Here is a 25,591-nt window from a genome sequence, read left to right as displayed (position 1 = left end):
CGCGGCGGCGGCATCATTCGGAAGCATCCGAACAGGTAAACTGAAGTCATGCATCGTATAACTAACACCGGCCGCGTCAATCTCGGCCATCTGTTCTGGCTGCGCAGCCTTGCGATCATCGGGCAGCTGCTGACTATCGCGTTCGTGCAGATCTTCATCGGCGTGCATTTGCCGTTGCCGGCCATGCTGCTCGTCATCGCGCTCGAAGTGATTTTCAACGGGCTCACATGGTGGCGCGTCGCGCAGCAGCGGCCCGAGTCGAATATGGAGTTGTTCGGCCAGATCTGGGTCGATCTCGGCGCATTGTCGGCGTTGCTGTTTCTGTCCGGCGGCACCACCAATCCGTTTGTGTCGCTATATCTGCCGTCGCTCGCCATTGCGGCGGCCGTCCTGCCGTGGCAGCTCATGGCCTGGCTCGCGGCGTTTGCCGTGGCCTGCTACGCCGTGCTCGGCTTCGATTCGGTGCCGTTGAATCTCGATAATCCCGCGAACCTGTTCGACTACTACCGCGCCGGCATGTGGGTGAACTTCATGGTGAGCGTCGGGCTGATCGCGTGGTTCGTCGCGCGCATGTCGCGAGCCCTGCGGCTACGTGACGCAGCGCTCGGAGAAGCGCAGCAGCGCTTGCTCCAGGACGAACGCGCGGTCGCGCTGGGCGTCCAGGCGGCGACCGTCGCTCACGAAATCGGCACGCCTCTGTCTACAATTGCAATGCTGTCCGAAGAACTCCGCGACGCCGCGCGCACCGACAAGGGACTCGCGCCGTACAGCGCCGACCTTGAACTGCTCGAGCAACAGATGAGCTTGTGCACGTCGGCGCTTGCGAGGTTGCGCAGCCGCGCAACGACCAGCACGCAGCGTCAGCCGGTGGACGAATGGCTCGAATCGTTCGCCGAGCAATGGCGCTTGCGCCATCCGCATGTGAAGTTCGAGCGGCTCGGCGCTCCGCCCGCCGATGTCAGCCTTGACGACACGGTAGCCGTCAGCCAGATTCTGACGATTCTGCTCGACAACGCGGCGCGCGCGAGTCGCGATCACGTCACGCTGTCGTGCAGGTTGGCGGCGCGCGGCGACCAGATCGAACTGGAAGTCTGCGACGCGGGCCCAGGCATTCCGGCTGCGCTGCGCGGCTCGCTCGGAACCATGCCCGTGGAGAGCACGCAGGGCGGGCACGGCGTCGGTCTGTATCTGGCGTTTTCGGCGGCGGCGCGTCTGAAAGGGTCGATCGAATTGACAGACGTCAGTCCAACCAGGCCGCGCGGTACGCGCGCGGTTTTGCGGCTGCCGCTCACCGAGCGCAAAATTTCCGGTCCGGGCCGTCAAGGCGCCGCGCCATCCAACACGGAGAAACAGGCATGAGCGAAATGAATTTTCTGGTGATCGACGACGACGAGGTGTTCTCCGGCATCCTCGCGCGCGGTCTCACGCGGCGCGGCTACACGGTGAGCGAAGCGCACAACGCGGACGAGGCCATCAGGCTCGCTAACCAGCAGAAGTTCAGCCAGATCACCGTCGACCTGCATCTTGGCAACGACTCCGGCCTCACGCTCGTCGCGCCGTTGCGCGACCTGCAACCCGACGCGCGCATGCTGGTGCTGACGGGCTATGCGAGCATCGCGACTGCGGTACAGGCGGTGAAAGACGGCGCCGACAACTATCTGGCAAAGCCTGCCAACGTCGAAACCATCTTGTCTGCACTGCAAAGCGAGGCGAGCGCGTTGCAGGCGGAAGAGGCGATCGAGCATCCCACGCCGCTTTCCGTTGCGCGTCTCGAGTGGGAGCACATTCAACGTGTGCTGGCGGAACACGGCGGCAATATTTCGGCTACGGCGCGTGCGTTGAACATGCATCGCCGGACCTTGCAGCGCAAGCTCGCGAAGCGGCCGGTGAAGCAGTAGGCGGCGGTTCGTTTTTGCCTTTCTCCTGAATCGGAGTGCAAGCGGTTCTGGCGAGCGCGGCGCGTCACAGTGCTTGGGCAACGCAAGGCAAAACAACGCAAAACATAAGGCCAAACAAAACACCAAACAAAACGGGCTGCTCTTTTAAGAGCAGCCCGTTTTTGCTTCGCCGTTCAGGCTTCAGATCAGAGCACGTAGCGCGACAGATCTTCGTCTTCGGCTACTTCGTTCAGTGCGCGGTCCACATACGCGGCGTCGATCTGCACCGTCTTGCCGGAATGATTGCCGGCGGAGAAAGAGACTTCTTCGAGCAGTTTTTCGATGACCGTATAGAGACGCCGCGCGCCGATGTTTTCAGTCTTTTCGTTCACCGAATAAGCAATTTCCGCCAGGCGGCGAATGCCGTCGTCGGCGAATTCGAGGTGGACGTCTTCCGTTGCGAGCAATGCCTGGTATTGCTTGACGAGGCTCGCGTCCGTCGACACGAGGATCGACTCGAAGTCTTTGACCGACAGCGAATCGAGTTCCACTCGGATCGGAAAGCGCCCTTGCAGCTCGGGAATCAGATCGCTCGGCTTGGCAAGATGAAAAGCGCCGCTCGCGATGAACAGAATGTGGTCCGTCTTCACCATGCCGTACTTGGTGTTGATCGTGGTGCCTTCCACGAGCGGCAGCAGATCGCGCTGCACGCCCTGACGGGACACTTCGCCGCCGCCGGCTTCGCTGCGCGAGGCGATCTTGTCGATTTCGTCGAGGAACACAATGCCGTTCTGCTCGACGTTCTGCACCGCCTTGGTCTTCACCTCTTCGTCGTTGAGCATCTTGCCGGCTTCTTCGTCGGTGAGCACCTTGAGTGCCTCCTTCACCTTCATCTTGCGGCGCATTTTCTTGCCGCCGCCGATGTTGGCGAACATCGAACGGATCTGCTCGGTCATGTCTTCCATGCCCGGCGGCCCCATGATGTCCATGCCGACTTGCGGCTGCTCGACGTCGAGCTCAATTTCCTTGTCGTCGAGAAGACCTTCGCGCAGACGCTTGCGGAACGTCTGGCGCGTGGTGCTGCCTTCGTCGGCGGTGTCCGCGGCGCTCGAACTCGAGCCGAAACCGACGGGGCGCGCGGTGGGCAGCAGAATGTCGAGAATGCGGTCTTCGGCCTGATCTTCGGCCTTGGTCCGCACTTTGCGCATTTCCGATTCGCGCGTCTGCTTGACCGAAATTTCGATCAGATCGCGCACGATGCTGTCGACATCGCGTCCGACATAGCCCACTTCGGTAAATTTGGTGGCTTCGATCTTGATGAACGGCGCGTCCGCGAGCTTGGCGAGGCGCCGCGCGATTTCCGTTTTGCCGACGCCGGTCGGTCCGATCATCAGAATGTTTTTCGGCGTGATTTCCTGGCGCAGCGGCTCGTCGACTTGCTGACGGCGCCAGCGGTTGCGCAGCGCCACGGCAACCGCTTTCTTCGCGCGGCCTTGGCCGATGATGTGTTTGTCCAGTTCCGAGACGATCTCGGCGGGGGTCATGGTGCTCATCGTGGGTCCTTACTCGATCGTCTCGATGACGCGGTTGTGGTTGGTGTAGATGCACATGTCGCCGGCAATTTCCAGCGACTTCTCCACGATTTCGCGCGGCGACAACTGCGTGTTGTCCGCGAGGGCCTTGGCGGCGGCCTGCGCATAAGCACCGCCGGAACCGATCGCGCAAATGCCGCCTTCGGGATCGAGCACGTCGCCGTTACCGGTGATGACGAGCGTGGTGGTCGCGTCCGCCGTGATCAGCATCGCTTCCAGACGGCGCAGCATGCGGTCCGTGCGCCAGTCTTTCGCAAGCTCGACCGCGGCGCGCGTGAGATTGCCCTGATGCTTTTCCAGCTTCGCCTCGAAGCGGTCGAGCAGCGAAAAGGCGTCCGCCGTACCGCCCGCGAAGCCCACCAGAACCTTGCCGTTGTAAATGCGCCTGACCTTCTTCGCACCGCCTTTCATGACGATGTTGCCGAGCGTCACCTGGCCGTCGCCGCCGAGCGCGACTTTGTCGCCGCGGCGCACGGAGACGATCGTCGTGCCGTGAAATTGCTCCATATGCGTTCCTCTTTGCAAAGCGGGTAGGACGCGGCAGCGCGATGCGCGACCGCATGAATGCCTGGAAGCGGACGGCGCGCGACGCGAATTGGAGCCGCCTCGCGCGCTCGTGCAGCGCATGTCGGAATTATTTTAGGGCGCGCGCGGGCATATCAAGAGCCGGCAAACGGCATAGGACAAAAGAAAAAAGGCGCACGGATCACCGTGCGCCTCTCGACGAAGCAGCGTTTGTGGGCACGGCGCCGAAGCCGCGCCGTCGGCGGCGTTCAGTCGCCGAACAGCTTCTGGCGCAGTTCGCGGCGCTCCTGCGCCTCGAGCGACAGCGTGGCCGTGGGCCGTGCGAGCAGACGCGGAATGCCGATCGGCTCACCGGTTTCCTCACACCAGCCGTACTCGCCCGAGTCGATGCGCGCGATGGACTGCTGCACCTTCTTCAGCAGCTTGCGCTCGCGGTCGCGCGTGCGCAGCTCGAGGGCATGCTCTTCCTCGATCGTTGCGCGGTCGGCCGGGTCCGGCACGATTACCGTTTCGCGCAGGTTTTCGGTCGTCTGGCCCGCATTGCGGAGAATGTCCGCCTGCAGCTGTTCGAGCTTGTTCTTGAAGAAAGCGAGCTGATCCTCATTCATGTAATCCTTGTCGCTCATCTTCAGGATTTCGGCTTCGGTCAAGAGTCGTTTCGTCGTCATCTGGCTTACTTCTTCAATGTGAGGCAAAACTCTTACATAGTGCCCGCACTTTCGTATTGCCCGCAAGGCGCCTGGGGCGCGCGGCACAAGGCTGGCACGGACGATGACCTGTCGTGACGCCGAAGCGCCTCACGCCCGCCTCGGGCGTCGCAACGCCAATGCGGGGCCGAACTCCTCTGGAAACCGGTTCTCAAATGCTCCTGAGGTATTTGCTCCGGGGCAGCGAGTCTCCTCTGGCTGCTACGGGCATTGTCGGCGAGTCCCCGGATAAGATTTTCCGGCGCCGCTTCAGGCCCGGCGCGCAATATGTCATGACCGCGCACTGACCGGGCAAATCGTTCTCATTCTCCAGTGGGCACGTATTGTAACTGAATCGCAATCGGGCGCCGCAACTGGTGGAAATCCCTCTGCGGCGCACCGGTATCCCGAAAATATAACGCGCGAACGGTCAAAAAGCGATGGTTGGGCGCGCACTAATACAGCAGGGTTTTCACGCGTTTTTCATACGTGTGCGCCACCGCACATTTCGCGGCGGCGGTTTGGCCGCCGCCGCGCTCAGACGAGGCAGGCGTCGAGGCCGTCGGTAATCAGGTCCTGCGGCAATTCGATTCCGATAAAGACCATTTTGTTGGTCTTTTTCTCGGCAGGTTGCCATTTGGCCGCGAGGTCGCTGCCCATCATCTGATGCACGCCCTGAAACACGACTTTGCGGTCGACGCCCTTCATATAGAGCACGCCCTTGTAGCGCAACAGGCGCTCGCCGTAGATCTGCAGAATGCCGCCGAGAAAATCTTCGAGCTTGTTCGGATCGAACGGGCGGTCGTTGCGGTACACGAACGACTTGATCTTATCGTCGTGATGCGCGTGATGACGATGGCCGTGGTCATGACCTTCGTGGTCGCAATGGCCATGATCATGGTCGCAATTCGCGTGGTCGTGATCGTGGCCGTGCGTGTGGCCGTGCTCGTCGTGCGCATGAGCGTGGCTGTGCGCATGTTCGTCCTCGGCGAGGAAATCCGGATCGATCTCGAGCTTCGAATTCAGGTTGAAGCCGCGCAGATCGAAGATTTCCTTGATGTCCGCCTCGCCGAAGTTGACCACCTTGATCGCCGCCTTCGGATTCATATGTAGGAGGCGGTGGCGCAGATCGCCGAGCTGCTGTTCGTCGACGAGATCGGACTTCGTGATGAACAGCCGGTCGGCGAAACCGACCTGGCGCTGCACGACTTCATGCTCGTCCAGTTGATGGTTCGCGTGCTTCGCGTCGACCAGCGTGATGATCGCGTCGAGCAGGAATTCGTTGGCGATCTGGTCGTCCATGAAGAAGGTCTGCGCGACCGGGCCGGGATTCGCGAGACCGGTGGTTTCGATCACCACGCGGTCGAAGTCCAGCTTGCCCGACTGCTTTTGCGCGGCCAGGTCGCCGAGCACGCGTGACAGGTCGCCGCGGATCGTGCAGCAGATGCAGCCGTTGCTCATCTGGATGATCTGCTCGCCCGTGTCCTGCACGAGGATGTCGTTGTCGATGTTTTCTTCGCCGAACTCGTTTTCGATCACGGCGATCTTCATGCCGTGCTTTTCGTTCAGGATCCGCTTGAGCAGGGTGGTTTTGCCGCTGCCGAGAAAGCCGGTCAGGATGGTGACTGGAATCATGTTGTTCGCCTATTGAGTCGTGAAACGATGCGTAATCGTATGCATAAGGTATGCATGAGCCGGGCGCGGCAGCCTTGCGGCGCGCAGCCCGTCCAGCCGGTTATTGAAACATATCTGCCCACGCCGCGCTGGCAGGCGGCGTCCGGCAGCCAGCGCCGCACGCGCTTCGACACGAAATAACCGTGAAGTTATAGGCGATCAGGCGATTTGCAACAGCAGGCCCTTCAGATATTCGCCTTCCGGAAATGCTGTCAGCAACGGATGATCCGCCCCCGCGCCAAGGCGCTTGAGAATGCGCGCATCGACGCGTGCGTCGGCCGCGGCGCTCGCCACGATTTTCTGAAACAGCTCGGAGTCGATCGCGCCCGAGCATGAGTACGTAAACAGCAGGCCGCCTGGGCGCAGCAGCTTGAGCCCGGTCAGGTTGATATCCTTGTAGGCGCGTGATGCGCGGTCCACATGTTCGCGCGACGGCGCGAATTTGGGCGGATCGAGCACGATCAGGTCGAAACGCTCGCCTTCTTCGTAGAGACGCCTGAGCGTCTTGAAGGCGTCCGCGTCGAGCCAGGTCGCGCGCCCGGCGTCGAAACCGTTCGCCGCGACGTTCTGCTGAGCGAGCGCGAGCGCTTCGCCGGAGGAATCGACGGAAACGACCCGCTTCGCGCCGCCTTTGAGCGCCGCGAGCGAGAAACCGCCGGTGTAGCAAAAGCAGTTCAGCACCTCGCGGTCCCGCGCGAATTGCTGCACGAGCAGGCGGTTGTCGCGCTGATCGACGTAAAAGCCCGTCTTATGGCCGTTGCGCACGTCGACGTGATAGCGCACGCCGTTTTCGCTGGCGATCAGCACGTCCGACGGCGACTCGCCCGCCAGCACGCCGGTCATCTGCTCAAGCCCTTCCTTCTGACGAATCGACACGTCAGAACGTTCGTACACGTTCGGACAGCCGGTTGCGCCGACGAGCGCGGCGACAATCGCGTCTTTCCACGCCTCGACGCCCGCGGCCATGAACTGGCAGACGAGCTGGCTGCGCTGGCCTTCGTCCTCGGCGACATAATGGTCGACGATCAGGCCCGGCAGGCCGTCCGCTTCGCCGAAAATGAGCCGCACGGCCCCGGTGTCGCGCACCATCGCCTGACGATGCGCGAGCGCGCGCTGCACGCGGCGCTTGAAAAACGCATGGTCGATCGGCTCGGTTTCGTCGAAGCTCCACACGCGCGCGCGGATCTGCGAGTGCGGGCTGTAGGCGGCGCGCGCGAGAAACCGGCCGTCGTGCGCGCGCACCAGCACGGTGGCGCCGGGCGCCGGGTGGCCGTCAATCCGGTCGATCGCGTTTGCATAAATCCACGGATGGCGGCGCAGCAGCGATTTTTCTTTCGACGGTTTCAGCGTAACGGTATTCATGAGGGTGTCAGCAGGGCAATGGGCCGCGCGGCCTTCTGCGCACGCGGCGGATGAAGCGGGGCGATGACTGTCGAGCCGCAAAAAACGGGCATCAGTCGCGTTTTTTGGCGCGCGGATGCGCCTGATCGTAGACGTGCGCGAGATGCTGGAAGTCGAGCCCGGTGTACACCTGCGTCGCCGTGATGCTGGCGTGGCCGAGCAGTTCCTGCACGGCGCGCAGGTCGCCGCTCGACTGCAGCACATGCGTGGCAAAAGAGTGCCGCAGCACATGCGGATGCACGTTGGCGGGAATGCCGGCGACGAGCGCCGCGCGCTTCACGCGCTCGCGCACCACGTTCGGCGAAAGGCGATTGCCGCGCGCCGACAGAAAGAGCGGATGCGGATCGTGCTTCACCATCTCGTCGCGCACGGCGAGCCACGCGTTCAGCGCTTCGAGCGCTTTGCTGCCGACCGGCACAATGCGGCGCCGGTTGCCTTTGCCGAGCACTTCGACTTCCGCGGAATCCAGCTTCAGCCAGCCGACAGAGCGATGACCGTCGACGTCCGCGAAACGCACGTCGAGACCGACCAGTTCCGACAGACGCAGCCCGGACGAGTAGAAGAGTTCGAGCATCGCGTGGTCCCGCAAACCTTCCGCCGATGCGGCGGGCGGGCTTTCCATCAGACGGTTGGCGTCGTCGACGGAAAGCGCCTTGGGCAGCGCCTTGGCCTGCTTCGGCGCGCGCACGGTGGCGACCGGATTGGCCGGCAGATCGACGCGGCCCGCGAGCCAGCGGTAAAACGCGCGCCATGCCGACAGACGGTGACTGATCGAGCGCGCCGTCAGTCCGCCCGCGTGCGCCCGGGCCACGGCGCCGCGGATGTCGACGGCTGTCAAACTCTGGAGCGGCCGGCCTTTTGCGAGGAGCCGCAACTCGTCCAGTTCGTGCGCGTAGCCGCGCAAGGTGTGCGCCGACAGCCGCCGCTCGTGTTCGAGATTCGACAGATACGCGGCGATGAAGTCGGTTTCGGTCACAATGGGCAGGTTTCGCGGGAGATCGCTGTGAATCGGTTCAGGGCGGACAGCGCTCGCTTGTCGGCTCAGCGCGGCAACAGACGGCTCAGCGCAGCGCTCGCAAGCGCGCCGATCTGGGTGAGGAAGTCTGTGGCCATGCCGTCGTGAAAGCGCCGGGCGTCGGCGGAACCCATGACGAGCAGGCCGAAAGCGGAGGCCTCCTCGCCGGCTTCGGGCGCGCGCAGGGCGAGCAGCGCAATCGACTCCGTGGCGTGCGCCGGCTCCGGCGCGGCGCCGCCCGACGGGCTCTCGTCGGCTGCGCCGACGGCCCGCACGAGCCACTGCGCCGCCTCGAAGCCGGTGTTCGCGCCGCAGTATGGCGCCGCCAGGCTGTTCGCGAAGATGCGGACTTCTTCGCCGACATGGCGCGCGAAATCCGCCTGGGCGTATTGCTCCGCGACGTCCCAGACGCGCAGCGCCGCTTGCGGCACGTCGAAGATTTCGCGCAGACCGTTGGCGATGGTGCGCGGCAGCGCGTACGGATCGCGTTCCGCCATCACGCGAATGGTCCAGCGGTTGAACTTGGAGGCAATGCTGTCATTCTCGTGGCCGTAGCGCAGCAGTTCGGCGAGACGGCGTTCGAGGTGCTTGTTCTTGTCGCGCAGCATTTCCATCTGCCGCTCCTGCAGCGACACCGCGGCCTTGCCGTGCGGGTTCGCGAGCCGGATGGTCGCGAGCACTTCCGCGTGTTCGGCAAAGAATTCGGGGTTGGCGAGCAGATATTCGGCGACTTCGCGATCGTTCATGGTTTCGGCTAAAGGACTACGGGACGACGCCTTGATGCGACGCGTCGGTCAATGAGTTAGTGAATCGGTCCGGCCCTCGTGAACGCGCACGTTCAGTCGGCCAGTTCGATCTCGCCCTGAAAAACGGTGGTGGCCGGGCCCGCCATCAGGAGCGGTTCGCTTGCCTTGTTGCTGTCCCACGAAATGGTGAGCGTGCCGCCATGCGTATGGACCAGCACCGGCGCGTCGAGCAGTCCGCGGCGAATGCCCGCGGCCACGGCCGCACACGCGCCCGTGCCGCACGCCAGCGTTTCGCCGGCGCCGCGCTCATAGACGCGCAGCCTGATTTCGCTGCGGCCGACAATCTGCATGAAGCCTGCATTCACCCGCTGCGGGAAGCGCGCGTGCCGCTCGATCACCGGGCCTTCGACGAGCACCGGAAACGCCTCGACGTCGTCCACCACTTGCACCGCATGCGGATTGCCCATCGACACGACGGAAATCCAGCGCGTGGTGCCGTTGACGTCGAGCGGCCAAAGCGTGTCCGCGCCTTCGCGGCGTCCTTCAAGGCCTTTGGTGGCGAAGGGCACGCGTTCCGGCTCGAACACCGGCGAGCCCATGTCGACGAGCACCTCGCCGTTTTCCTGCATGGTCAGCGTGATAGTGCCTTTCTGCACCTGCACGCGCACGCTGCGCTGATCGGTCAGGCCGCTGTCGCGTACGAACTTGACGAAGCAGCGTGCGCCGTTGCCGCAATGCTCGACCTCGCCGCCGTCGCAATTGAAGATGCGATATCGGAAATCGACACCGTCCACCGTGGGTTTTTCGACCAGCAGCAACTGGTCGGCGCCGACGCCGAAGTGACGGTCGGCGAGCGCGCGCACCTGCGCCGGCGTCAAATTGACCGGTTGCGTGTAGCCGTCGAGCACGACGAAGTCGTTGCCCGCGCCGTGCATTTTGGTGAATTTCAGTTTCATCGCGCTATTGTAAGTGACAGGCCTGCCAGTGCGCCGAACCGTGGCGCTAGTAAACGCTCGGCACCCCCGGCGGCCGGGTCTTGAAACGCTTGTGGACCCAGTAATACTGCTCCGGCATCGACGGAATCTGTTCTTCGAGGAACGCATTCATGCGCCGCGCGTCGGCGTCGTCGTCGCCGGTCGGGTAGTTGTCCCACGGCTTGAACACTTTCAGGCGATAACCCTTGTAGTTCGGCAGCACTTCGCCGATGAACGGCACCACTTGCGCGTGCCCGACTTTCGCGAGACGGCCGACCGCCGTCAGCGTGCAGGTCGGCACGCCGAAGAACGGCACGAAGGTCGAATTGCGCGCGCCGTAGTCCATGTCCGCGCCGAGCATGACCGGCTTCTTTTCGCGCAGCCAGCGCAGCACGATGCGCGCGCTGTCGGCGCGGCTTGCCATGTCGGCGCCGAAACGCGCGCGTGCGGCTTTCGCGACTTCCTCGAGCTCGGGGTTCGACATCGGCTGATAAAGCGAGCCGCAACGGCGCTTGAGCGAGTAATTCAGAAAGATCGAGCCCGCCTCGATGCCCACGAAGTGAAAGCCGAGAAAGAGCGTGGGCGGGAGGTTCGGGTCGGTGAGGTCGATCGCGCTGTCGACCTGGATCAGCTTTTCGAGCTTCTTCGCCGAACCGAACCATTGCACGCTGCGCTCCAGATAGCTGCGGATCGCGTGGCGGAAATGCTTTTGCGCGACTTCCTCGCGGCGCGCGTCGCTCCACTCGGGAAAGCACAGTTTTAAGTTGATGTGGACGATGCGCTTGCGCCGGCTCGGAATCTGATAGAGCAGCCAGCCGAGTCCGTCGCCGAGACGGGCGACGAAACCATAGGGCAGCAGGGCAAACAGTTTCAACAGGCCGATCGCGAGCCGGGGGCCGAAGCGGCTCAGCATGCCGCCTCCAGGAAGACGCGAGGCGTGACGCGGTTAAGGAAAGCAGAGAAGTTGACGTAATACCGCACTCGTGGACACTCTGTGACAATCATTGGAAGTCGCTATAATAAGGGCTTCGCCGAGTTAATAGACAACTTGCGGGGCGAAGCCAGGCGGCGCGGACCATGTGATTCGCGCCGGCCGGTAAGGTAATCCGCTAAAGCGTCGCCGCTTCAGACCCCCGGAGCTGGCTACGTGACCATCAACCGTAACCACAAAACAGGAGTCTGCAACGTGGCAAACGACTATCTCTTCACCTCCGAATCCGTTTCTGAAGGCCATCCCGACAAAGTCGCGGACCAGATTTCGGACGCGATTCTCGACGCCATCCTGTCGCAGGACAAATACTCGCGTGTCGCGGCGGAAACGCTGTGCAACACGGGTCTCGTGGTGCTCGCGGGCGAAATCACCACGACCGCGAACGTCGACTACATTCAGATCGCGCGCAACACGATCAAGCGCATCGGCTACGACAACACCGACTACGGTATCGACTACCGCGGCTGTGCGGTGCTGGTCGCGTACGACAAGCAGTCGCCGGACATCGCCCAGGGCGTGGACCGCGCGCACGACAACAACCTCGACCAGGGCGCCGGCGACCAGGGCCTGATGTTCGGCTACGCGTGCGAGGAAACGCCCGAGCTGATGCCGCTGCCGATCCACCTGTCGCATCGTCTGGTCGAGCGCCAGGCCAATCTGCGCCGTGACGGCCGCCTGCCCTGGCTGCGCCCGGACGCGAAGTCGCAGGTCACCGTGCGTTATGTCGACGGCAAGCCGCATTCCATCGACACGGTGGTGCTCTCCACGCAGCATTCGCCGGATATCGACCTGACCACGCTGCGCGAAGCGGTGATCGAAGAAGTCATCAAGCCGACGCTGCCGGCCGAGCTTATCAAGGGCGACATCAAGTTCCTCGTGAACCCGACCGGCCGGTTCGTGATCGGCGGCCCGCAGGGCGACTGCGGTCTGACGGGCCGCAAGATCATCGTCGATACGTACGGCGGCGCGGCACCGCACGGCGGCGGCGCATTCTCGGGCAAGGATCCGTCGAAGGTGGACCGCTCGGCAGCGTATGCCGGCCGCTACGTGGCGAAAAACATCGTGGCCGCGGGCCTCGCGTCGCGCTGCCTGATCCAGGTGTCGTACGCCATCGGCGTCGCGCAGCCGACCTCGGTCATGGTCAACACGTTCGGCACCGGCCGGGTGTCGGACGCGACCATCACGCGCCTCGTGCAGGAACATTTCGACCTGCGTCCGAAGGGCATTATCCAGATGCTCGACCTGCTGCGTCCGGTCTACGAGAAGAGCGCGGCTTACGGTCACTTCGGCCGCGAAGAGCCGGAATTCACGTGGGAAGCCACGGACAAGGCGCTGGCGCTCGCGGAAGCCGCCGGTACGGAGCCGGTCGCCGCGCTGGCGGATTAACGCGAGGCGCAGACCGCTTCAGTGCAAAAAACCCCGCCGGCTTGCGCCGGGCGGGGTTTTTTTATGGATTCCTGGTTTCGTGTCGCTTCGCGTCTGGCAACACCCGACGTCGCGCCAAGCCGGCGCATCCATCACGCGCGCGAGGGAAAGCGCTGTTTAACGGCTCGCGAACGCGAACGCAAACCAGCCGGTGCTGCCGTTCGTCGACATGCGACGCGGACGGCGGCCCGCGCTTTGCGACCTGGCGGCCGGGGCGCGCTGCGTGGCGCTCAGACGTAGCGGCGTCGGCTTGCGCAGCAGTGTGCGCAGCGAGAAGCGGCGTGAGGCGCCGCGCGCGCGCAACGCCGAGAAGAAACTGTTGAACCAGGTGCGGAAGCCGTCGACCGCTTTGGCATCGCGCCATTGTTCGCCCAACGCGCGCGTGCGCGTGGCGTGATGACGCAGGGCGCGGACGACATGCCGGCGCGCCGGACGAGCGGCTTTCAGGGCGGCTCGGGTAAAACGGGTGCTCAGAAGAGTATGCATGGCTTTACAAACAGGCAGCGTGTCGCGCGATGAAATGTGCGTCAGTAGCAGCACCAAGCATGCCAATGGCGCTTTCGCGGCGGACGGCGCCGGAGCCCGGGATTCGGTGAAGAACTGCGCGGCGACAAACTGCGCGGTGGACGGCGCCTTCTGGCTCGACGGCCGGTGCGGCGCAAAAGCAGGCGGGAATAGCGATCAACATGCGTGCAGGCTACACGTGAATCGTGACGCCCGAAAGTCGGTTTTTACCCTGCGCATCAGGGTTTCTACGGAGCGCTAACGAACCCGCGCCGTATTCGATACCCGAGAGAATGCCTGCGCCGCCGGACGATTTCCGTGCGCGGCTGCACAGCCCGCGTGCGTGAGCAAGCGGCGTGCTGCATGCAAATAGTGCGAGCCTGGCCGACCTGCATCAACTGCACTGCGCGACGCGCAGGCGAAACAGCAGGCGGTATGATCGCGCCCGTTTTACAATCGAAGATCGGTTAGTCGACGGTCACGGAACACCATGTCACTCCATTCGAAGAAAGAGCAGATTCACACGCTGCGCGAGCAGGGCTTTGTCGTCGTGCCGGGCCTCGTGTCGGCCGAACGGTGCGAGGAAATGAAACAGGTCGCGCAACGTCAGCTGGAAGAAGCTGCCGCGCCGATCGAGTTCGAAGCGGATCTGCAATATCCCGGTGCGCCGTCGTCGAAGCTCGCGCCTGGCGGTCATACCGTGCGGCGCCTGCTGGACGCCTATGGACGCGACCGCAGCTTCGCAGAGTGGGCGACGGCCCCGGAAATTCGCGGCTGGATGGAGCTGTATTTTGGCGAAGAGCCGCGCCTGTCGCGCGCGCATCACAACTGCATGATGACAAAGCACCCGGCGTACGGCAGCCTGACCGGCTGGCACCGCGACGTGCGTTACTGGTCGTTCGAGCGCGACGATCTGGTTTCGGTATGGCTCGCGCTCGGCAATGAAACCGTCGACAACGGCGCGCTGTGGTTCGTGCCCGGCTCGCATAGCGCCGCCTTCACCGGCGAGCGCTTCGACGAGGCCAAGTTCTTCCGCTCCGACCTCGAGGAAAACCAGGCGTGGATTCGCGCGGCGGTATCGCCCGAACTGAAAGCCGGCGACGTGGTGTTTTTCCACTGCAACACGCTGCACTCGGCGGGCAAGAATCTGAGCGATCAGGTGAAGTTTTCGCTGGTGTTCACCTATCACGGCGCGAGCAATGTGCCGTTGCCGGGAACGCGGTCGGCGGCGAAACCTGAAATTGCTTTCTGAGCGCGGCTGCGCTTAACGGCTACCTTCTCGGTCGCCACTTCTTTTTGCGGCGCGTGCTGTGCAAGCCGAACACGCAGTCATGCGCCTACGCGGCGCGCGTGACAGCACCGCCGCCTTCACTGTCTAGCGCTTGCGCCCCGACAGCGCCATGCCCGTAATGCCCGCGAGCGTGGCCACCACGCCGCCCACGATCAGCATGATCGCCTTGTTCGACGGCGAGCCGGTAAAGACGCGCGAGACGTCGCTACTCACCGAGTTGAACGCCTGCCCGCCGAAATACAGCAGCAATACGCCGCCGACAATCAGTGCAATCGAAATCGCCTTCGTCATTTAACGCTCCCTCAATCTGATCGGCGAAAGTGTAGGGGAGGGGCAAGCCCGCGTCCATCCCGCGGGGCGCTGGCCTGCACGGCTTGCGTCGATTGGCTACCATAGCGGTCTGGCCGCACATAACAACACACTCACAGCAGCACGCCTCCCGCAGCATGCGATTGCCCCAGCCCGACGTGACCGGGCGACATCATCCTCAAGGACACCAGCAATGGCTTACGAAGCAGCTTCAGAACGCTACTCGGACATGCAGTACCGCGTGTGCGGCAAGACGGGGCTCAAACTCCCCGCGCTGTCGCTCGGCTTGTGGCACAACTTCGGCGACACGACACCGCTTTCCACCCAACGCGAGATTCTGCGCACGGCTTTCGACCTCGGCATCACGCATTTCGATCTGGCGAATAATTACGGCCCGCCGTATGGCAGCGCCGAAACCAACTTCGGCCGCCACTTCAAGGACGACTTCAAGCCGTATCGCGACGAACTGCTGATTTCGTCGAAGGCCGGTTGGGATATGTGGCCGGGTCCGTATGGACAAGGCGGCGGTTCGCGCAAGTACGTGCTCGCGAGTCTGGACCAGAGCCTGAAGCGCATGGGCCTCGACTACGTCGACATTTTCTATTCGCACCGCTTCGACGCGAACACGCCGCTCGAGGAAACCGCCGGCGCGCTGGCGAGCGCCGTGCAGCAGGGCAAGGCGCTCTACATCGGCATTTCGTCGTATTCGGCGAGCAAGACGCTCGAAATGGCGAAGCTGCTGGCTGAGTACAAGGTGCCGCTGCTGATCCATCAGCCCGCGTACAACATGCTCAATCGCTGGATTGAACGTGAACTGCTCGACACGCTGGAACAGGTGGGCGCGGGCACGATTGCGTTCACGCCGCTCGCGCAGGGTCTGCTCACCGGCAAGTATCTGAACGGCGTGCCGCAGGACGCGCGCGTCAACAAGCCGGGCGGCGGGTCGCTCAAGCAGGAGCATTTGAGCGCGGAGAATATCGAGCACGTGCGCAAGCTCAATGAGATCGCGCAGCGTCGCGGACAAAGCCTTGCGCAAATGGCGTTGGCGTGGGCGTTGCGCGATCCGCGCGTGACCTCCGTGCTGATCGGCGCGAGCCGTGCCGAGCAGGTGCGCGAAAACGTCGGCGCTTTGAAGAACCTTGCGTTCTCGACAGACGAACTCGCGGAAATCGACCGCTATGCAACGGAAGGCGGCATCAACCTGTGGGAGAAACCGTCGACGGATCAGGCGATCTGATTCCCGCGACGCTGCCGCCACGCAGATGAAAAGAAAGCCGCCGCACAGGCGGCTTTTTCGCTAGACGAGCGCCGGCAAGCCTTCGACCAGCACGACGGCGAACACGACACCGAGCAGCGCACCCAGCACGCGCAGCGCGTTGTGCCGCAATTCCGTCTTGCAAGGCAGCGCGCCTACGAATAGCGCCCCCGCCAGCGCCATCGGAATGACCAGAATGAAGTCGCCAATCGTGAAGTAGGTCGTCATACTCGTCTCCTTTTGTATCGGCCGCGAAGGCAGCGGCTCGATTTGCGAGCCGTGCGCTGCGAACGCGCGATTTGAGTATAGGTGACGCGTGACGCGGCGTTGGTGCGTCGACGAGCGTGCCAGCGCTTATTGGCAAGCCGCAGAAGCCAGCGCCTGTAAGGCTTGGCGTCGTTGTCGCGACGCAGCAAAGCACGCGTTTAAAAGTGAAGCGTTTGCTTACGCAGTCCTTTCTTTTTATCGACTTTCGATGCAGCCCGGATTGTGGCGATTGGCCACCGTCGCTTAGGTCTGGCTCAACTGTGAGCCACGTCCAGCCGACGCAACCTCAGCGCAGCAACCATGCCGGTCGCGAGCAGCGCCGCAACCAGTCCTGCCACGCCGCCCCATCCATAACCGGCCCACATGTGGCCGCCATACGAACCGACCACGCTCGAGCCGATGTAATACGCGAGCAGATAAAGCGCGGCGGCCTGGCCCTTCGCCTCTTTCGCGAGGCGCCCCACCCAGCCGCTCGCCACCGCGTGACCTGCAAAGAATCCGAACGTCACGCATGCGATGCCGCCGACAATCGCCGCGAGCGGACTGAACAGAGTGAGCGCGAGACCTGCGCCCATCAGCAGCAAACTGGCGGTGAGCACGCGTGCGCGCCCGAACGTGTCGGCCATGCGTCCGGACCACGGCGACGCGACCACGCCGGTCAGATACACGACGAAGATCGCGCCGATCGCCGTTTGACTCAGGCGATACGGCGGCGCGAGCAGCCGGTAGCCGATGTAGTTGTAAAGCGTGACGAAGCTGCCCATCAGCACGAAGCCGAGCAGGAACAGCAAGGGCAAGCCTGGCCGCGTGAACTGCCGCAGCAGCGCGCTGCGATGATGCGTGAAGCCCAGCCCGCGCCGCGGCACGAAATGACGCGACGGCGGCAGCAGCGCGCGAAACGCGAGCATCGACAGAATGCCGAGCACGCCGATCGTGCCGATCGCGACGCGCCACGAAAACAGATCGGCGACCACGCCGGTGATCACGCGGCCGGCCATCCCGCCGATTGCCGTGCCGCCGACATACAGACCCATTGCGAGGCCGAGGCCGTCGGGGTGCACCTCTTCGGCGAGATAGGCCATGGCGACGGCCGGCACGCCGCCGAGCGCGAGACCTTCGAGGGCGCGCAACGCGAGCAACTGATGCCACTGCGGCGCAATCGCCACGCCGATGGTCAGCAGCGCCGAAACGGTCAGCGACAGCGTCATCAGCTTGTGACGGCTCCAGCCTTCAGAGACAAAGCCGGCGGTGAAGATGGAGAACGCGAGTGCCGCGGTCGACAGCGAAACGGTCAGGCTGCTTTGCGCAGGCGTCACCCCGAACGCCGATGAAAACGACGGCAACAGCGGCTGCACGCAATACAGCAGCGAAAACGTGGCGTAGCCGGCGAACAGCAAGGCGATGCTCGCGCGCCAGTAGGCACGGCTGCCGCGTTCCAGGTAAGGAGTGTCGTGGGCGTTGGGCACGTCAAGGAAGAAAAAGCGGAATAGGCGGGGCACAGGCGGCTCCAAGCCAGAGCACGAGCGAAGTATCCGCCCGCTGCGGACATCCACGAAGCTTCGCGCCGGCGCCGCGCATGCAAAGCGGTTAAGGATACGCTGAAAATCAGCACCACGCGTGCCTGAGCCGCGCGAGCCCGGCCCCCCGCCTCGTTTTTGATATCTGCGGCCAGCAGGGTTTATGATGGTCCCGTTGCGATGCCGCGCGTCGCGACGGATCAGCCGAAACGACGGGCGAAACGCCTTCACTTCCGGCGATCAAGGGCCCCGCAAAACGGGAACAATGACTCGTAGCTCTCACGCGTATCCACGCGCAGCAGTCTGGGTGCGTACGCAACGTTAGTGCGAAGCGGCGCTTTTATCATCACCTTGACCGGCATGAATTCATAAAGCCGGCTATGGGAGAACGGGGAAACATCATGCAAATCGGTTCCATTGTCCGATCGGTGCATATCGCCGTGCCGCAAGGCGCGCGCGGAATCGTCATGCGCATTCTCGGCGACATGGCCATGGTGGCGTGGTATGCCGGCGAGCCCGGCGCTTCGCCGCAACTGAACACCGAACCCTTTTTCCTCGAAGACCTGATCGACACCGGCGAACTCGTGCGTCCTTCAAGCGCGCAAATGCATTAAGGCGGTTGTGGTTTCGCGCGTCGGCAGTTTGTCTCAGCGACGCGCGCCGCAGCTTGCGTCGCACTCGTCTTTGACGGCGGCGCGGCGCACAATGCGGGCATGAACGACATTCTCGATCCACAGGACGGCGCCGCGCGCGCCGTGCCTTTCGCCCGGCTCCAACCGGAAGTCGTGCTCGACGCGCTGGACAGCGTGCTCGCCACCGTCGGCGTACGCACCGACGGGCGCCTGCTGCCGCTCAACAGCTACGAAAATCGCGTGTATCAGGTGGGCGTCGAAGACGGGCCGCCCGTGGTCGCGAAGTTCTATCGTCCGGAGCGCTGGAGCGACGCCGCCATCCTCGATGAACATGCGTTCGTCGCCGAACTGGCCGCGCGCGAAATTCCGGCCGTGCCGGCGCGCGTGTTCGAGGGCCGCACGTTGCATAGCTTCGGCGGCTTCCGCTTTTCGATCTTCGAGCGCCGCGGTGGACGCGCGCCCGACCTGGATCGCCGCGATACGCTCGAGTGGCTCGGACGCTTTATCGGCCGGATTCATGCGGTCGGGCAGACGCAGCACTACACGGAGCGTCCCGCGCTCGACATTCAGACTTTCGGCTACGAGCCGCGCGATTTCCTGCTCGCGCACCGTTTCGTTCCCGACGACGTGCGCGGCGCGTGGGAAACCGTCGTCAATCTGGCACTGGAGGGCGTCGAGCGCGCATTCGAGCGCGCCGGCGACATCCGCCTGCTGCGCATGCACGGCGATTGTCATCCGAGCAATGTGTTGTGGACGGACGCGGGCCCGCATTTCGTCGACTTCGACGACAGCCGTATGGGCCCGGCCGTGCAGGATCTGTGGCTGTTGCTGCCGGGCGAGCGGGCCGAGGCGTCGCGCGCGCTCGCCGATCTGCTCGCCGGTTACGAAGACTTCTGCGAGTTCGAGCCGCGCGAACTGCATCTGATCGAAGCGCTGCGCACACTGCGGCTGATTCACTACCAGGCGTGGCTCGCGCGCCGCTGGGACGACCCCGCGTTTCCGGCGGCGTTTCCCTGGTTCAATACACAGCGGTACTGGGAGGACCGCATCCTTGAAATGCGCGAGCAGCTCGGCGCGATGCAGGAAGGGCCGCTCTGGCCGGTGTGACGGTGCGCATTGCGTCCCGCCACGCCGCGATTGAGCAAACACGCCAATTGTGTAATGATAGCCATTCTCAATTGAAGGGCATCGCCAGCTTCCTGTCACATCTCTCCTCCTCTGTGACTGCCAGCCAGCCTCTCAACGGAAGGGCTCCGTGCCGCTAGCCGGGGCCGTCCGCTTTCCTTTGTCGAATTCCTCCGCTGCCGGTTGGTGAGCGCGCGCCCGTGCGTGCGCGGGCGGCGGCTTAACCTGCTGCACCGGAGCATGGATGTGAACGCGCCTGAATCGATCGATATGAAACCTGCTGCCGACGGCGCCTCGCGCTACGTCGTCCACGACGAGCCGCCCGGCCATCATTTGATGGACGGCGCCGGGCAGGCGGCGCGGCGTCACCGTTCGAGGCGCGCGAACTTCATCAAATGGCTGCGCAAGGTGCATGGATGGGTTGGCCTGTGGGGTGCGGTGCTCGGGCTGATGTTCGGCGCGACCGGCTTCCTGCTGAACCATCGCGCCGGTCCGATGAAGGTGCCGACCGGCCAGCCGCAGGTCGAAGAATTGCAGATGGCCGTGCCCGACAAGCCGTTCCATTCGCCGATGGACATGGCGAAGTGGCTCAAAGGCGAGCTGAAAATAGACGGCAAGCCCAGCAGGATGAAACGCGAGCCGGCGCATCCCGTCGCATGGGGCGACCGCAGCACCGTTCAGCCGGAGTTCTGGCAGGTGGCGTTCGCCGCGCCAACGCAGAACGTGCAGGCCGAGTACTGGGTCGGCAACGGTTTCGTCGCGGTGAAACGCACACAAAACTCTTTCCTCGCGACCATGACGAACCTGCACAAGGGCGTCGGCCTGAGCATCGGCTGGATGCTGCTGGTCGACACAATCGCGGGCTCGCTGATTCTGCTTTCGCTGACGGGCGTGCTGCTGTGGACCGAGCTGAACAAACGCCGCGTGGTGGGCGTCGTGCTGGTGGGCGGATCGATCGTCGCCGCCGTGGTGTGCGGCCTGATGTGAGTTTGGCCGCGCCTCGCGTGCGCGCCGCTGTGGCGAGCGCTCGGACGCCTACCCGGCCACCATGTAGACGCCGCCGCGGCCAACGCTCAAACGCCTACGGGCTGCAAGCGGCGCCGCCCGAGGCCGCGATCTCCCGCGCGGCCTTTGCGCCTTCCACCTGAAGCAGCGTCGGCAGCGACACGCCGTTTTTGGCCGCCGTCACTTCCGCGAGAATCGACACGGCAATCTCGGGCGGCGTGCGGCTGCCGATATAAATGCCCACGGGCCCATGCAACCGCGCCAACTCGGCTTCATTGAGATCGAATTCCTTGAGCCGCTCGCGGCGCGCCTGGTTATTGCGCCGTGAACCCAGCGCGCCGACATAGAACGCCGGAGTCTTCAGCGCTTCCATCAAGGCCAGGTCGTCGAGCTTGGGGTCGTGCGTGAGCGCGATCACCGCGCAGCGTTCGTCGAGCTTCATGTCGAGCACGGTGTCGTCCGGCATGGTTCGCACGATCTTCGTGCCGGGGATGTTCCACTCTTCCGTGTACTCCTCGCGCGGGTCGCAAACCGTCACCTGATAGTCGAGCCCCACGGCGATGTTGCACAGATAGCGCGACAACTGTCCCGCACCGATCACGAGCATCCGGTAACGCGGACCGTGAATCGTCAACAGGCGCTCGCCGTCGAAATGCACGCCGTCGGTGGCCAGCGCCTTGCCGAGCCGCGCCTCGCCCGAGCGCATGTCGAGCTCGCGCACGACAAGCCGTCCTTCTTCCACCGCATGGCAGAGTTCGGCGATGCCGCTTTGCCGCGTCAACGGTTCGAGCACGAGTTGGATCGTGCCGCCGCAAGGCAGTCCGAAGCGATGCGCTTCTTCAGCGGTGATGCCGTATTTCACCGCTTCGGGATGCGTTTGCTCGATACCTCTTTGCCGCACGCGATCGATCAGGTCGTCTTCGATGCAGCCGCCCGAAACCGAACCGACCACGAGTCCGTCGTCGCGTACTGCGAGCATCGCGCCCTCGGGCCGCGGCGACGAGCCCCACGTCTTGACCACCGTCACCAGTAGCGCGCGATGTCCTTCGTCAAGCCAACGTGCGCTGGACTTCAGGACTTCGAGATCCACGCTGTCCATGATTTCTTCCTCTTCGTGGCATCGCCGCCGGACTCGCCGTCCGCGGCCTCGGCCGATGCGGTATTGTGCCCCGTGGCGTCCGCGGCTGCAGTGAGGGCGCCGTCGCCGGCGGTGTCCGCCTCGGCGGGACTCGCGTTTTCGCCACTGAGCTGCGCGCTGAAGCGCTTGAAGAATTCCCCGGCGATCTTGCGCGCGGCGCCGTCGACGAGCCGCGAGCCGATTTGCGCCAGCTTGCCGCCGACCTGCGCGCTCGCCGTGTAGCTGAGTTGTGTCGCCGCGTCGCCGTCGGCTTCGAGCGTGACGCGCGCGCTGCCCTTGGCGAAGCCGGCCGCGCCACCCTGACCCTCGAACACGATGTTGTACGCGTTCGGCGCGTCGATGTCGGTGAGCTGCATGCGTCCTTTGAAGCGCGCCTTGACCGGGCCGACCGCGGCGCTGAGCGCGACCAGGTAGGCATTCTCGCCGTCCGGGTCGATGCTTTCGCAGCCCGGAATGCAGCCGCGCAAAATGTCCGTATCGTTCAGCGCCTCCCATGTGCGTTGCTGGGAAACCGGCAGCGTATGAGTTTCGGTCAGTTCCATGAACTTGCTCCTGCGGTTGGCGTGGCGAGATCGCCCGGACGCGGCGCGCGCGTGAGCTGCGCGAGGTCGTGGCCGAACGCGGCGAGGCTCTCCAGATTATGAACCGGGCGATGCGCGTCGACATACGGCAGGATCGCCTGCACGCCGCGCGCCTTCGGAGAAAAGCCGCTGAAACGCAGCAGCGGGTTGAGCCATACGATTCGATGCGCGAAGCGGCGTAAGCGCGCCATTTCGGTGTCGAGCACGTCGATCGCTTCGTGGTCGAGGCCGTCGGTCACGAGCAGCACGGTGGCGCGTCCGGCGAGCACGCGTCGCGCCCAGCGCCGGTTGAATTCCGCGAGCGCCGCGCCGATGCGCGTGCCGCCCGACCAGTCGACAACCTGTTCGGTGAGCGCCGCCATCGCCACGTCGGGGTCGCGCTCGCGCAGCGCGCGGGTCGCGTTGGTAAGCCGGGTGCCGAACAGAAACACCTGCAGACGTTCGCGCGACTGCACGAGCGCATGGCAGAAGTACAGCACGGCGCGCGAATAACTGCTCATCGAGCCGGAGATGTCGAGCAGCAGCACGAGCGGCGGCTTGCGCTCTGCCGCCGCGCGATATTTCCACACGGTCCAGTCGCCGCCCGCGCGCACGGCTTGCCGCGCACTCGCGCGCAAGTCCGCATGCGTGCCGTGCGACGCGGCCTTCAGACGCCGTGTCGGTTCCGTCGCAAGCGGCAGCCGCTGCGCGCGAATCAGATGCCGCAGCGTGCGCCATTCGTCGGCGGAAAGGGTGTCGAAGTCGCGATGACGCAGCCTCTCTTCTGCGCTGAACGTCAGATGCGCGCGCAGCTCCCGCTGCTCGGTTTCCTGCGGCTGGCGCGCGTGCGGCGAGGGCGGCGCGCGGACCGCGAGCGCGTCCGCGAGACGGTTGTTGCGTTTGGGCGGCGGCAGGCCGTCGCGCACTTTCGGCAGCAGCAGCGTGCGCAGCTTGCCTTCCCAGTCCGGATCGCGCCAGAAAAGCGCGAACGCGGCATCAAAAAGCTCGCGTTCGTCGGGCGCGGAAACGAGCGTCGCGGCGAGGGCGGCACGCACATCGTCGCGGCGCGCGAGATCGATCCAGTGCAGGGCGGCGAGCGCGTCGACCGCATGGGCGGGTGACATGGGCAGGCCCGCGCTGCGCAGCACGCGCACGAAATGCACGACGTTGCGGGCGAGCGTAGGCGTGTCGGTTTCGAGCGGCCCGGCGGCGACGCTCATTGCGGCTGTCGCGCTTTCAGCGCGCGCGGCGCCACGGTCGTTCGGGCCTTTAACGCGAGTCGGCGTCGTCATGCTCGCTATCCCGGCGCGGCGAGGCACGCTGCGATCTGCGCCGCGTCGACACGTGCCAGGTCGTCCTGATACTTGAGCAGCACGCCGAGCGTGTTCTGCACCGATTGCGGATCGAGCTCCGTCACCGAAAGTGCTTCGAGCGCGCGGCACCAGTCGATCGTTTCGGCGATGCCCGGCGCCTTGAAGAGATCGATGCCGCGCAGCCGGTGCACGAAATCGACCGCGCGCCGTTGCAATTCCGCCGATGTGTGAGGCGCGCGCGCTGCCACGATCTGAAGCTCGCGGTCGCGGTCCGGATAACCGATCCATTGATACAGGCAGCGGCGCTTCAACGCGTCGTGCACTTCGCGCGTGCGGTTGGACGTCATCACGACGAGCGGCGGTTGCGCCGCGCGCACGGTGCCGTACTCGGGAATGGATACCTGAAAGTCGGACAGCAGTTCGAGCAGAAACGCTTCGAACGGTTCGTCCGCGCGGTCGATTTCGTCGATCAGCAGCACGCGTCGCGCACCCGGATGATTTTCGTCGGGCATCAACGCTTGCAGCAGCGGGCGCTTGAGCAGGAATTCGCCGCGGTACAGGGTGTCGTTATCGGGCCGCTCGCCCGCGGCTTCGGCAAGCCGCAGCGCCATGATCTGGCGCGGGTAGTCCCATTCGTAGAGCGCGCTCGCGGTGTCGAGGCCCTCATAGCATTGCAGCCGCAGCATGGTCGTGCCCAGCATGCCCGCCGCCGCTTTGGCGAGTTCCGTCTTGCCGACGCCAGGCTCGCCTTCGACGAAGAGCGGCCGCTCCATGCGAAGCGCGAGATACAACGCCGTCGCCAGTTCGCGGCTCGCAAAGTAGTTTTGCGCGGCGAGTTGCGCGAGGGTGTCGTCGATTGAAGCGGGATGCATGACGTTCCTGAAATCCGCGCTCAGCGGCGCGCTTGAGCGAATACAGCCGGCGCGAGCGTGCAGACCCGCGCCGGCTGTCAATACAAAGGATGGCTAACTATTCGCCATCGCCACCGCGCGCGCCGCGAGTATCGGAATCAGGTGCGCGCGATACTCGGCGCTCGCGTGCATGTCGTCGTTCAGATCCGCGGCCGGCAGGCTGACCGCGCGCGCGGCCTCGGGCGTGAAGTTCGCCGTCAACGCGCTTTCCAGTTCGGACACGCGAAACACCGAGGATGCCGCGCCCGTCGCCGCGACGCGCACGCCGCTCGCGAACTTCGCCACGAACACGCCCACGAGCGCGAAGTGCGAGGCCGGATTGCGGAATTTCTCGTACGCCGCGCGCTCGGGCACCGGAAATTCAACGGCGACGATCAGCTCGTCCGGCTCCAGCGCGGTCTCGTACATGCCCACGAAGAAGTCGCTGGATGAAATGCGCCGGCGTTGCGTGACGAGGGTGGCGTCGAGCCCCATTGCCGCGGCCGGGTAGCAGGCGGCCGGATCGTTGTTGGCGAGCGAGCCGCCCAGCGTGCCGAGCGCGCGCACCTGCCGGTCGCCGATATGCGCGGCGAGGTCCGCGAGCGCCGGCAGCACGCGGCGCAACTCGGCATGCTCCGCGACATCCGCGTGACAGACGGCGGCGCCGATCTTCACCATGTTCGCGTCGACGGTGATCGACTTGAGCGCGGGAATGCGCGTCACGTCGATCAGTTGCGACGGCTGCGCGAGACGAAGCCGCATGGTCGGCAGGAGGCTCTGTCCGCCCGCGAGGAACTTCGCGTCGCTGTCGGCGGCAATGGCTGCGGCGGCCGCTTGCGGGTCCGTCGCGCGTTGATACTCGAATGAATACATGTCGAA

At 64.4% G+C, this 25,591-nt stretch carries 27 protein-coding genes; 9 read left to right on the top strand and 18 right to left on the bottom strand.

The window, feature by feature from the left end; all coding sequences use genetic code 11:
- Window positions 1–48: 48 nt before the first annotated feature.
- Both ACEN8U_RS13210 and ACEN8U_RS13205 read left to right on the top strand, forming a co-directional pair.
- A complete protein-coding gene (locus tag ACEN8U_RS13210; protein WP_015001388.1) occupies window positions 49–1,359 on the top strand; it encodes an ATP-binding protein in 1,311 nt (436 codons plus the stop codon).
- Complete coding sequence (locus ACEN8U_RS13205; protein ID WP_006050519.1) at window positions 1,356–1,898, top strand: response regulator transcription factor; 543 nt, start codon at window positions 1,356–1,358, stop codon at window positions 1,896–1,898. The genes ACEN8U_RS13210 and ACEN8U_RS13205 overlap by 4 nt, the downstream gene beginning before the upstream one ends.
- A 185-nt stretch (window positions 1,899–2,083) precedes the next feature.
- On the opposite strand, the gene hslU is transcribed toward ACEN8U_RS13205, so the two are convergent.
- From hslU to ACEN8U_RS13160, 9 genes are all read right to left on the bottom strand, one after another.
- Complete coding sequence (gene hslU / locus ACEN8U_RS13200; protein ID WP_310104696.1) at window positions 2,084–3,430, bottom strand: ATP-dependent protease ATPase subunit HslU; 1,347 nt, start codon at window positions 3,428–3,430, stop codon at window positions 2,084–2,086.
- A gap of 9 nt (window positions 3,431–3,439) precedes the next feature.
- Complete coding sequence (hslV, locus tag ACEN8U_RS13195; protein ID WP_015001390.1) at window positions 3,440–3,976, bottom strand: ATP-dependent protease subunit HslV; 537 nt, start codon at window positions 3,974–3,976, stop codon at window positions 3,440–3,442.
- Between the two features lie 266 nt (window positions 3,977–4,242).
- Entirely contained in the window at window positions 4,243–4,662 is a 420-nt protein-coding gene (gene dksA, locus ACEN8U_RS13190; RefSeq protein ID WP_007179681.1) for an RNA polymerase-binding protein DksA, read from the bottom strand.
- A gap of 555 nt (window positions 4,663–5,217) precedes the next feature.
- The gene (locus tag ACEN8U_RS13185) at window positions 5,218–6,315 is read right to left on the bottom strand and encodes a CobW family GTP-binding protein (protein WP_015001391.1); all 1,098 of its coding nucleotides are present in this window, start codon (window positions 6,313–6,315) and stop codon (window positions 5,218–5,220) included.
- Window positions 6,316–6,513: 198 nt separating this feature from the next.
- On the bottom strand, window positions 6,514–7,716 hold the full coding sequence (locus ACEN8U_RS13180; protein ID WP_310104699.1) for a class I SAM-dependent rRNA methyltransferase: 1,203 nt from the start codon (window positions 7,714–7,716) through the stop codon (window positions 6,514–6,516).
- A 91-nt stretch (window positions 7,717–7,807) separates the two neighbouring features.
- The gene (gene xerC, locus ACEN8U_RS13175; RefSeq protein ID WP_015001393.1) at window positions 7,808–8,731 is read right to left on the bottom strand and encodes a tyrosine recombinase XerC; all 924 of its coding nucleotides are present in this window, start codon (window positions 8,729–8,731) and stop codon (window positions 7,808–7,810) included.
- 65 nt (window positions 8,732–8,796) lie between these two features.
- Window positions 8,797–9,516: a DUF484 family protein gene (locus ACEN8U_RS13170; RefSeq protein WP_015001394.1), complete on the bottom strand. Its 720-nt coding sequence runs from the start codon at window positions 9,514–9,516 to the stop codon at window positions 8,797–8,799.
- 92 nt (window positions 9,517–9,608) lie between these two features.
- A complete protein-coding gene (gene dapF, locus ACEN8U_RS13165; protein ID WP_015001395.1) occupies window positions 9,609–10,472 on the bottom strand; it encodes a diaminopimelate epimerase in 864 nt (287 codons plus the stop codon).
- A gap of 46 nt (window positions 10,473–10,518) precedes the next feature.
- Window positions 10,519–11,403, bottom strand: coding sequence for a lipid A biosynthesis lauroyl acyltransferase (locus ACEN8U_RS13160; protein ID WP_015001396.1), 885 nt, complete (start codon window positions 11,401–11,403; stop codon window positions 10,519–10,521).
- Window positions 11,404–11,676: 273 nt separating this feature from the next.
- Between ACEN8U_RS13160 and metK the strand changes: the two genes are divergently transcribed.
- Complete coding sequence (gene metK / locus ACEN8U_RS13155; protein ID WP_013586845.1) at window positions 11,677–12,867, top strand: methionine adenosyltransferase; 1,191 nt, start codon at window positions 11,677–11,679, stop codon at window positions 12,865–12,867.
- A gap of 156 nt (window positions 12,868–13,023) precedes the next feature.
- Here the strand turns inward: metK and ACEN8U_RS13150 are convergent, their stop codons facing one another.
- Window positions 13,024–13,392: a hypothetical protein gene (locus tag ACEN8U_RS13150; protein ID WP_310104702.1), complete on the bottom strand. Its 369-nt coding sequence runs from the start codon at window positions 13,390–13,392 to the stop codon at window positions 13,024–13,026.
- Between ACEN8U_RS13150 and ACEN8U_RS13145 the strand changes: the two genes are divergently transcribed.
- Both ACEN8U_RS13145 and ACEN8U_RS13140 read left to right on the top strand, forming a co-directional pair.
- A complete protein-coding gene (locus ACEN8U_RS13145) occupies window positions 13,391–13,672 on the top strand; it encodes a hypothetical protein (protein ID WP_148281750.1) in 282 nt (93 codons plus the stop codon). The genes ACEN8U_RS13150 and ACEN8U_RS13145 overlap by 2 nt on opposite strands.
- A gap of 228 nt (window positions 13,673–13,900) precedes the next feature.
- Window positions 13,901–14,662, top strand: a complete 762-nt coding sequence (locus ACEN8U_RS13140) for a phytanoyl-CoA dioxygenase family protein (protein WP_013586847.1) — start codon at window positions 13,901–13,903, stop codon at window positions 14,660–14,662.
- 123 nt (window positions 14,663–14,785) lie between these two features.
- On the opposite strand, the gene ACEN8U_RS13135 is transcribed toward ACEN8U_RS13140, so the two are convergent.
- Window positions 14,786–14,992 (bottom strand): DUF3185 family protein, encoded by a 207-nt coding sequence (locus ACEN8U_RS13135; protein ID WP_013337762.1) that lies wholly within the window; start codon window positions 14,990–14,992, stop codon window positions 14,786–14,788.
- 211 nt (window positions 14,993–15,203) lie between these two features.
- On the opposite strand from ACEN8U_RS13135, the gene mgrA reads away from it, so the two are divergent.
- Window positions 15,204–16,247 (top strand): L-glyceraldehyde 3-phosphate reductase, encoded by a 1,044-nt coding sequence (gene mgrA / locus ACEN8U_RS13130; RefSeq protein ID WP_015001400.1) that lies wholly within the window; start codon window positions 15,204–15,206, stop codon window positions 16,245–16,247.
- 60 nt (window positions 16,248–16,307) lie between these two features.
- Here mgrA and ACEN8U_RS13125 read toward each other — a convergent pair whose 3' ends face one another.
- Together ACEN8U_RS13125 and ACEN8U_RS13120 are read right to left on the bottom strand one after the other, a co-directional pair.
- Window positions 16,308–16,493, bottom strand: coding sequence for a hypothetical protein (locus ACEN8U_RS13125; protein ID WP_006050504.1), 186 nt, complete (start codon window positions 16,491–16,493; stop codon window positions 16,308–16,310).
- Between the two features lie 293 nt (window positions 16,494–16,786).
- Entirely contained in the window at window positions 16,787–18,031 is a 1,245-nt protein-coding gene (locus ACEN8U_RS13120; protein ID WP_310104706.1) for an MFS transporter, read from the bottom strand.
- Between the two features lie 419 nt (window positions 18,032–18,450).
- On the opposite strand from ACEN8U_RS13120, the gene ACEN8U_RS13115 reads away from it, so the two are divergent.
- From ACEN8U_RS13115 to ACEN8U_RS13105, 3 genes are all read left to right on the top strand, one after another.
- On the top strand, window positions 18,451–18,663 hold the full coding sequence (locus tag ACEN8U_RS13115) for a hypothetical protein (RefSeq protein WP_006050502.1): 213 nt from the start codon (window positions 18,451–18,453) through the stop codon (window positions 18,661–18,663).
- Window positions 18,664–18,762: 99 nt separating this feature from the next.
- Entirely contained in the window at window positions 18,763–19,788 is a 1,026-nt protein-coding gene (locus ACEN8U_RS13110; protein WP_310104709.1) for a serine/threonine protein kinase, read from the top strand.
- 264 nt (window positions 19,789–20,052) lie between these two features.
- Window positions 20,053–20,793, top strand: coding sequence for a PepSY-associated TM helix domain-containing protein (locus tag ACEN8U_RS13105; RefSeq protein WP_310104712.1), 741 nt, complete (start codon window positions 20,053–20,055; stop codon window positions 20,791–20,793).
- A gap of 94 nt (window positions 20,794–20,887) precedes the next feature.
- Here ACEN8U_RS13105 and ACEN8U_RS13100 read toward each other — a convergent pair whose 3' ends face one another.
- The 5 genes from ACEN8U_RS13100 to ACEN8U_RS13080 form a co-directional block, all read right to left on the bottom strand.
- A complete protein-coding gene (locus ACEN8U_RS13100; RefSeq protein ID WP_310104715.1) occupies window positions 20,888–21,910 on the bottom strand; it encodes an XdhC family protein in 1,023 nt (340 codons plus the stop codon).
- Window positions 21,883–22,491, bottom strand: a complete 609-nt coding sequence (locus ACEN8U_RS13095) for a carbon monoxide dehydrogenase subunit G (protein ID WP_310086025.1) — start codon at window positions 22,489–22,491, stop codon at window positions 21,883–21,885. The genes ACEN8U_RS13100 and ACEN8U_RS13095 overlap by 28 nt, the downstream gene beginning before the upstream one ends.
- A complete protein-coding gene (locus tag ACEN8U_RS13090; protein WP_015001406.1) occupies window positions 22,482–23,801 on the bottom strand; it encodes a vWA domain-containing protein in 1,320 nt (439 codons plus the stop codon). The genes ACEN8U_RS13095 and ACEN8U_RS13090 overlap by 10 nt, the downstream gene beginning before the upstream one ends.
- A 5-nt stretch (window positions 23,802–23,806) precedes the next feature.
- The gene (locus ACEN8U_RS13085; RefSeq protein ID WP_035482000.1) at window positions 23,807–24,694 is read right to left on the bottom strand and encodes an AAA family ATPase; all 888 of its coding nucleotides are present in this window, start codon (window positions 24,692–24,694) and stop codon (window positions 23,807–23,809) included.
- A gap of 93 nt (window positions 24,695–24,787) precedes the next feature.
- The gene (locus tag ACEN8U_RS13080) at window positions 24,788–25,585 is read right to left on the bottom strand and encodes a xanthine dehydrogenase family protein subunit M (protein ID WP_310104718.1); all 798 of its coding nucleotides are present in this window, start codon (window positions 25,583–25,585) and stop codon (window positions 24,788–24,790) included.
- Window positions 25,586–25,591 lie beyond the last annotated feature (6 nt).

The organism is Paraburkholderia phenoliruptrix (assembly GCF_047325075.1).
Lineage (GTDB): Bacteria > Pseudomonadota > Gammaproteobacteria > Burkholderiales > Burkholderiaceae > Paraburkholderia > Paraburkholderia phenoliruptrix.
This window is presented reverse-complemented; position numbering and strand designations above follow the sequence as displayed.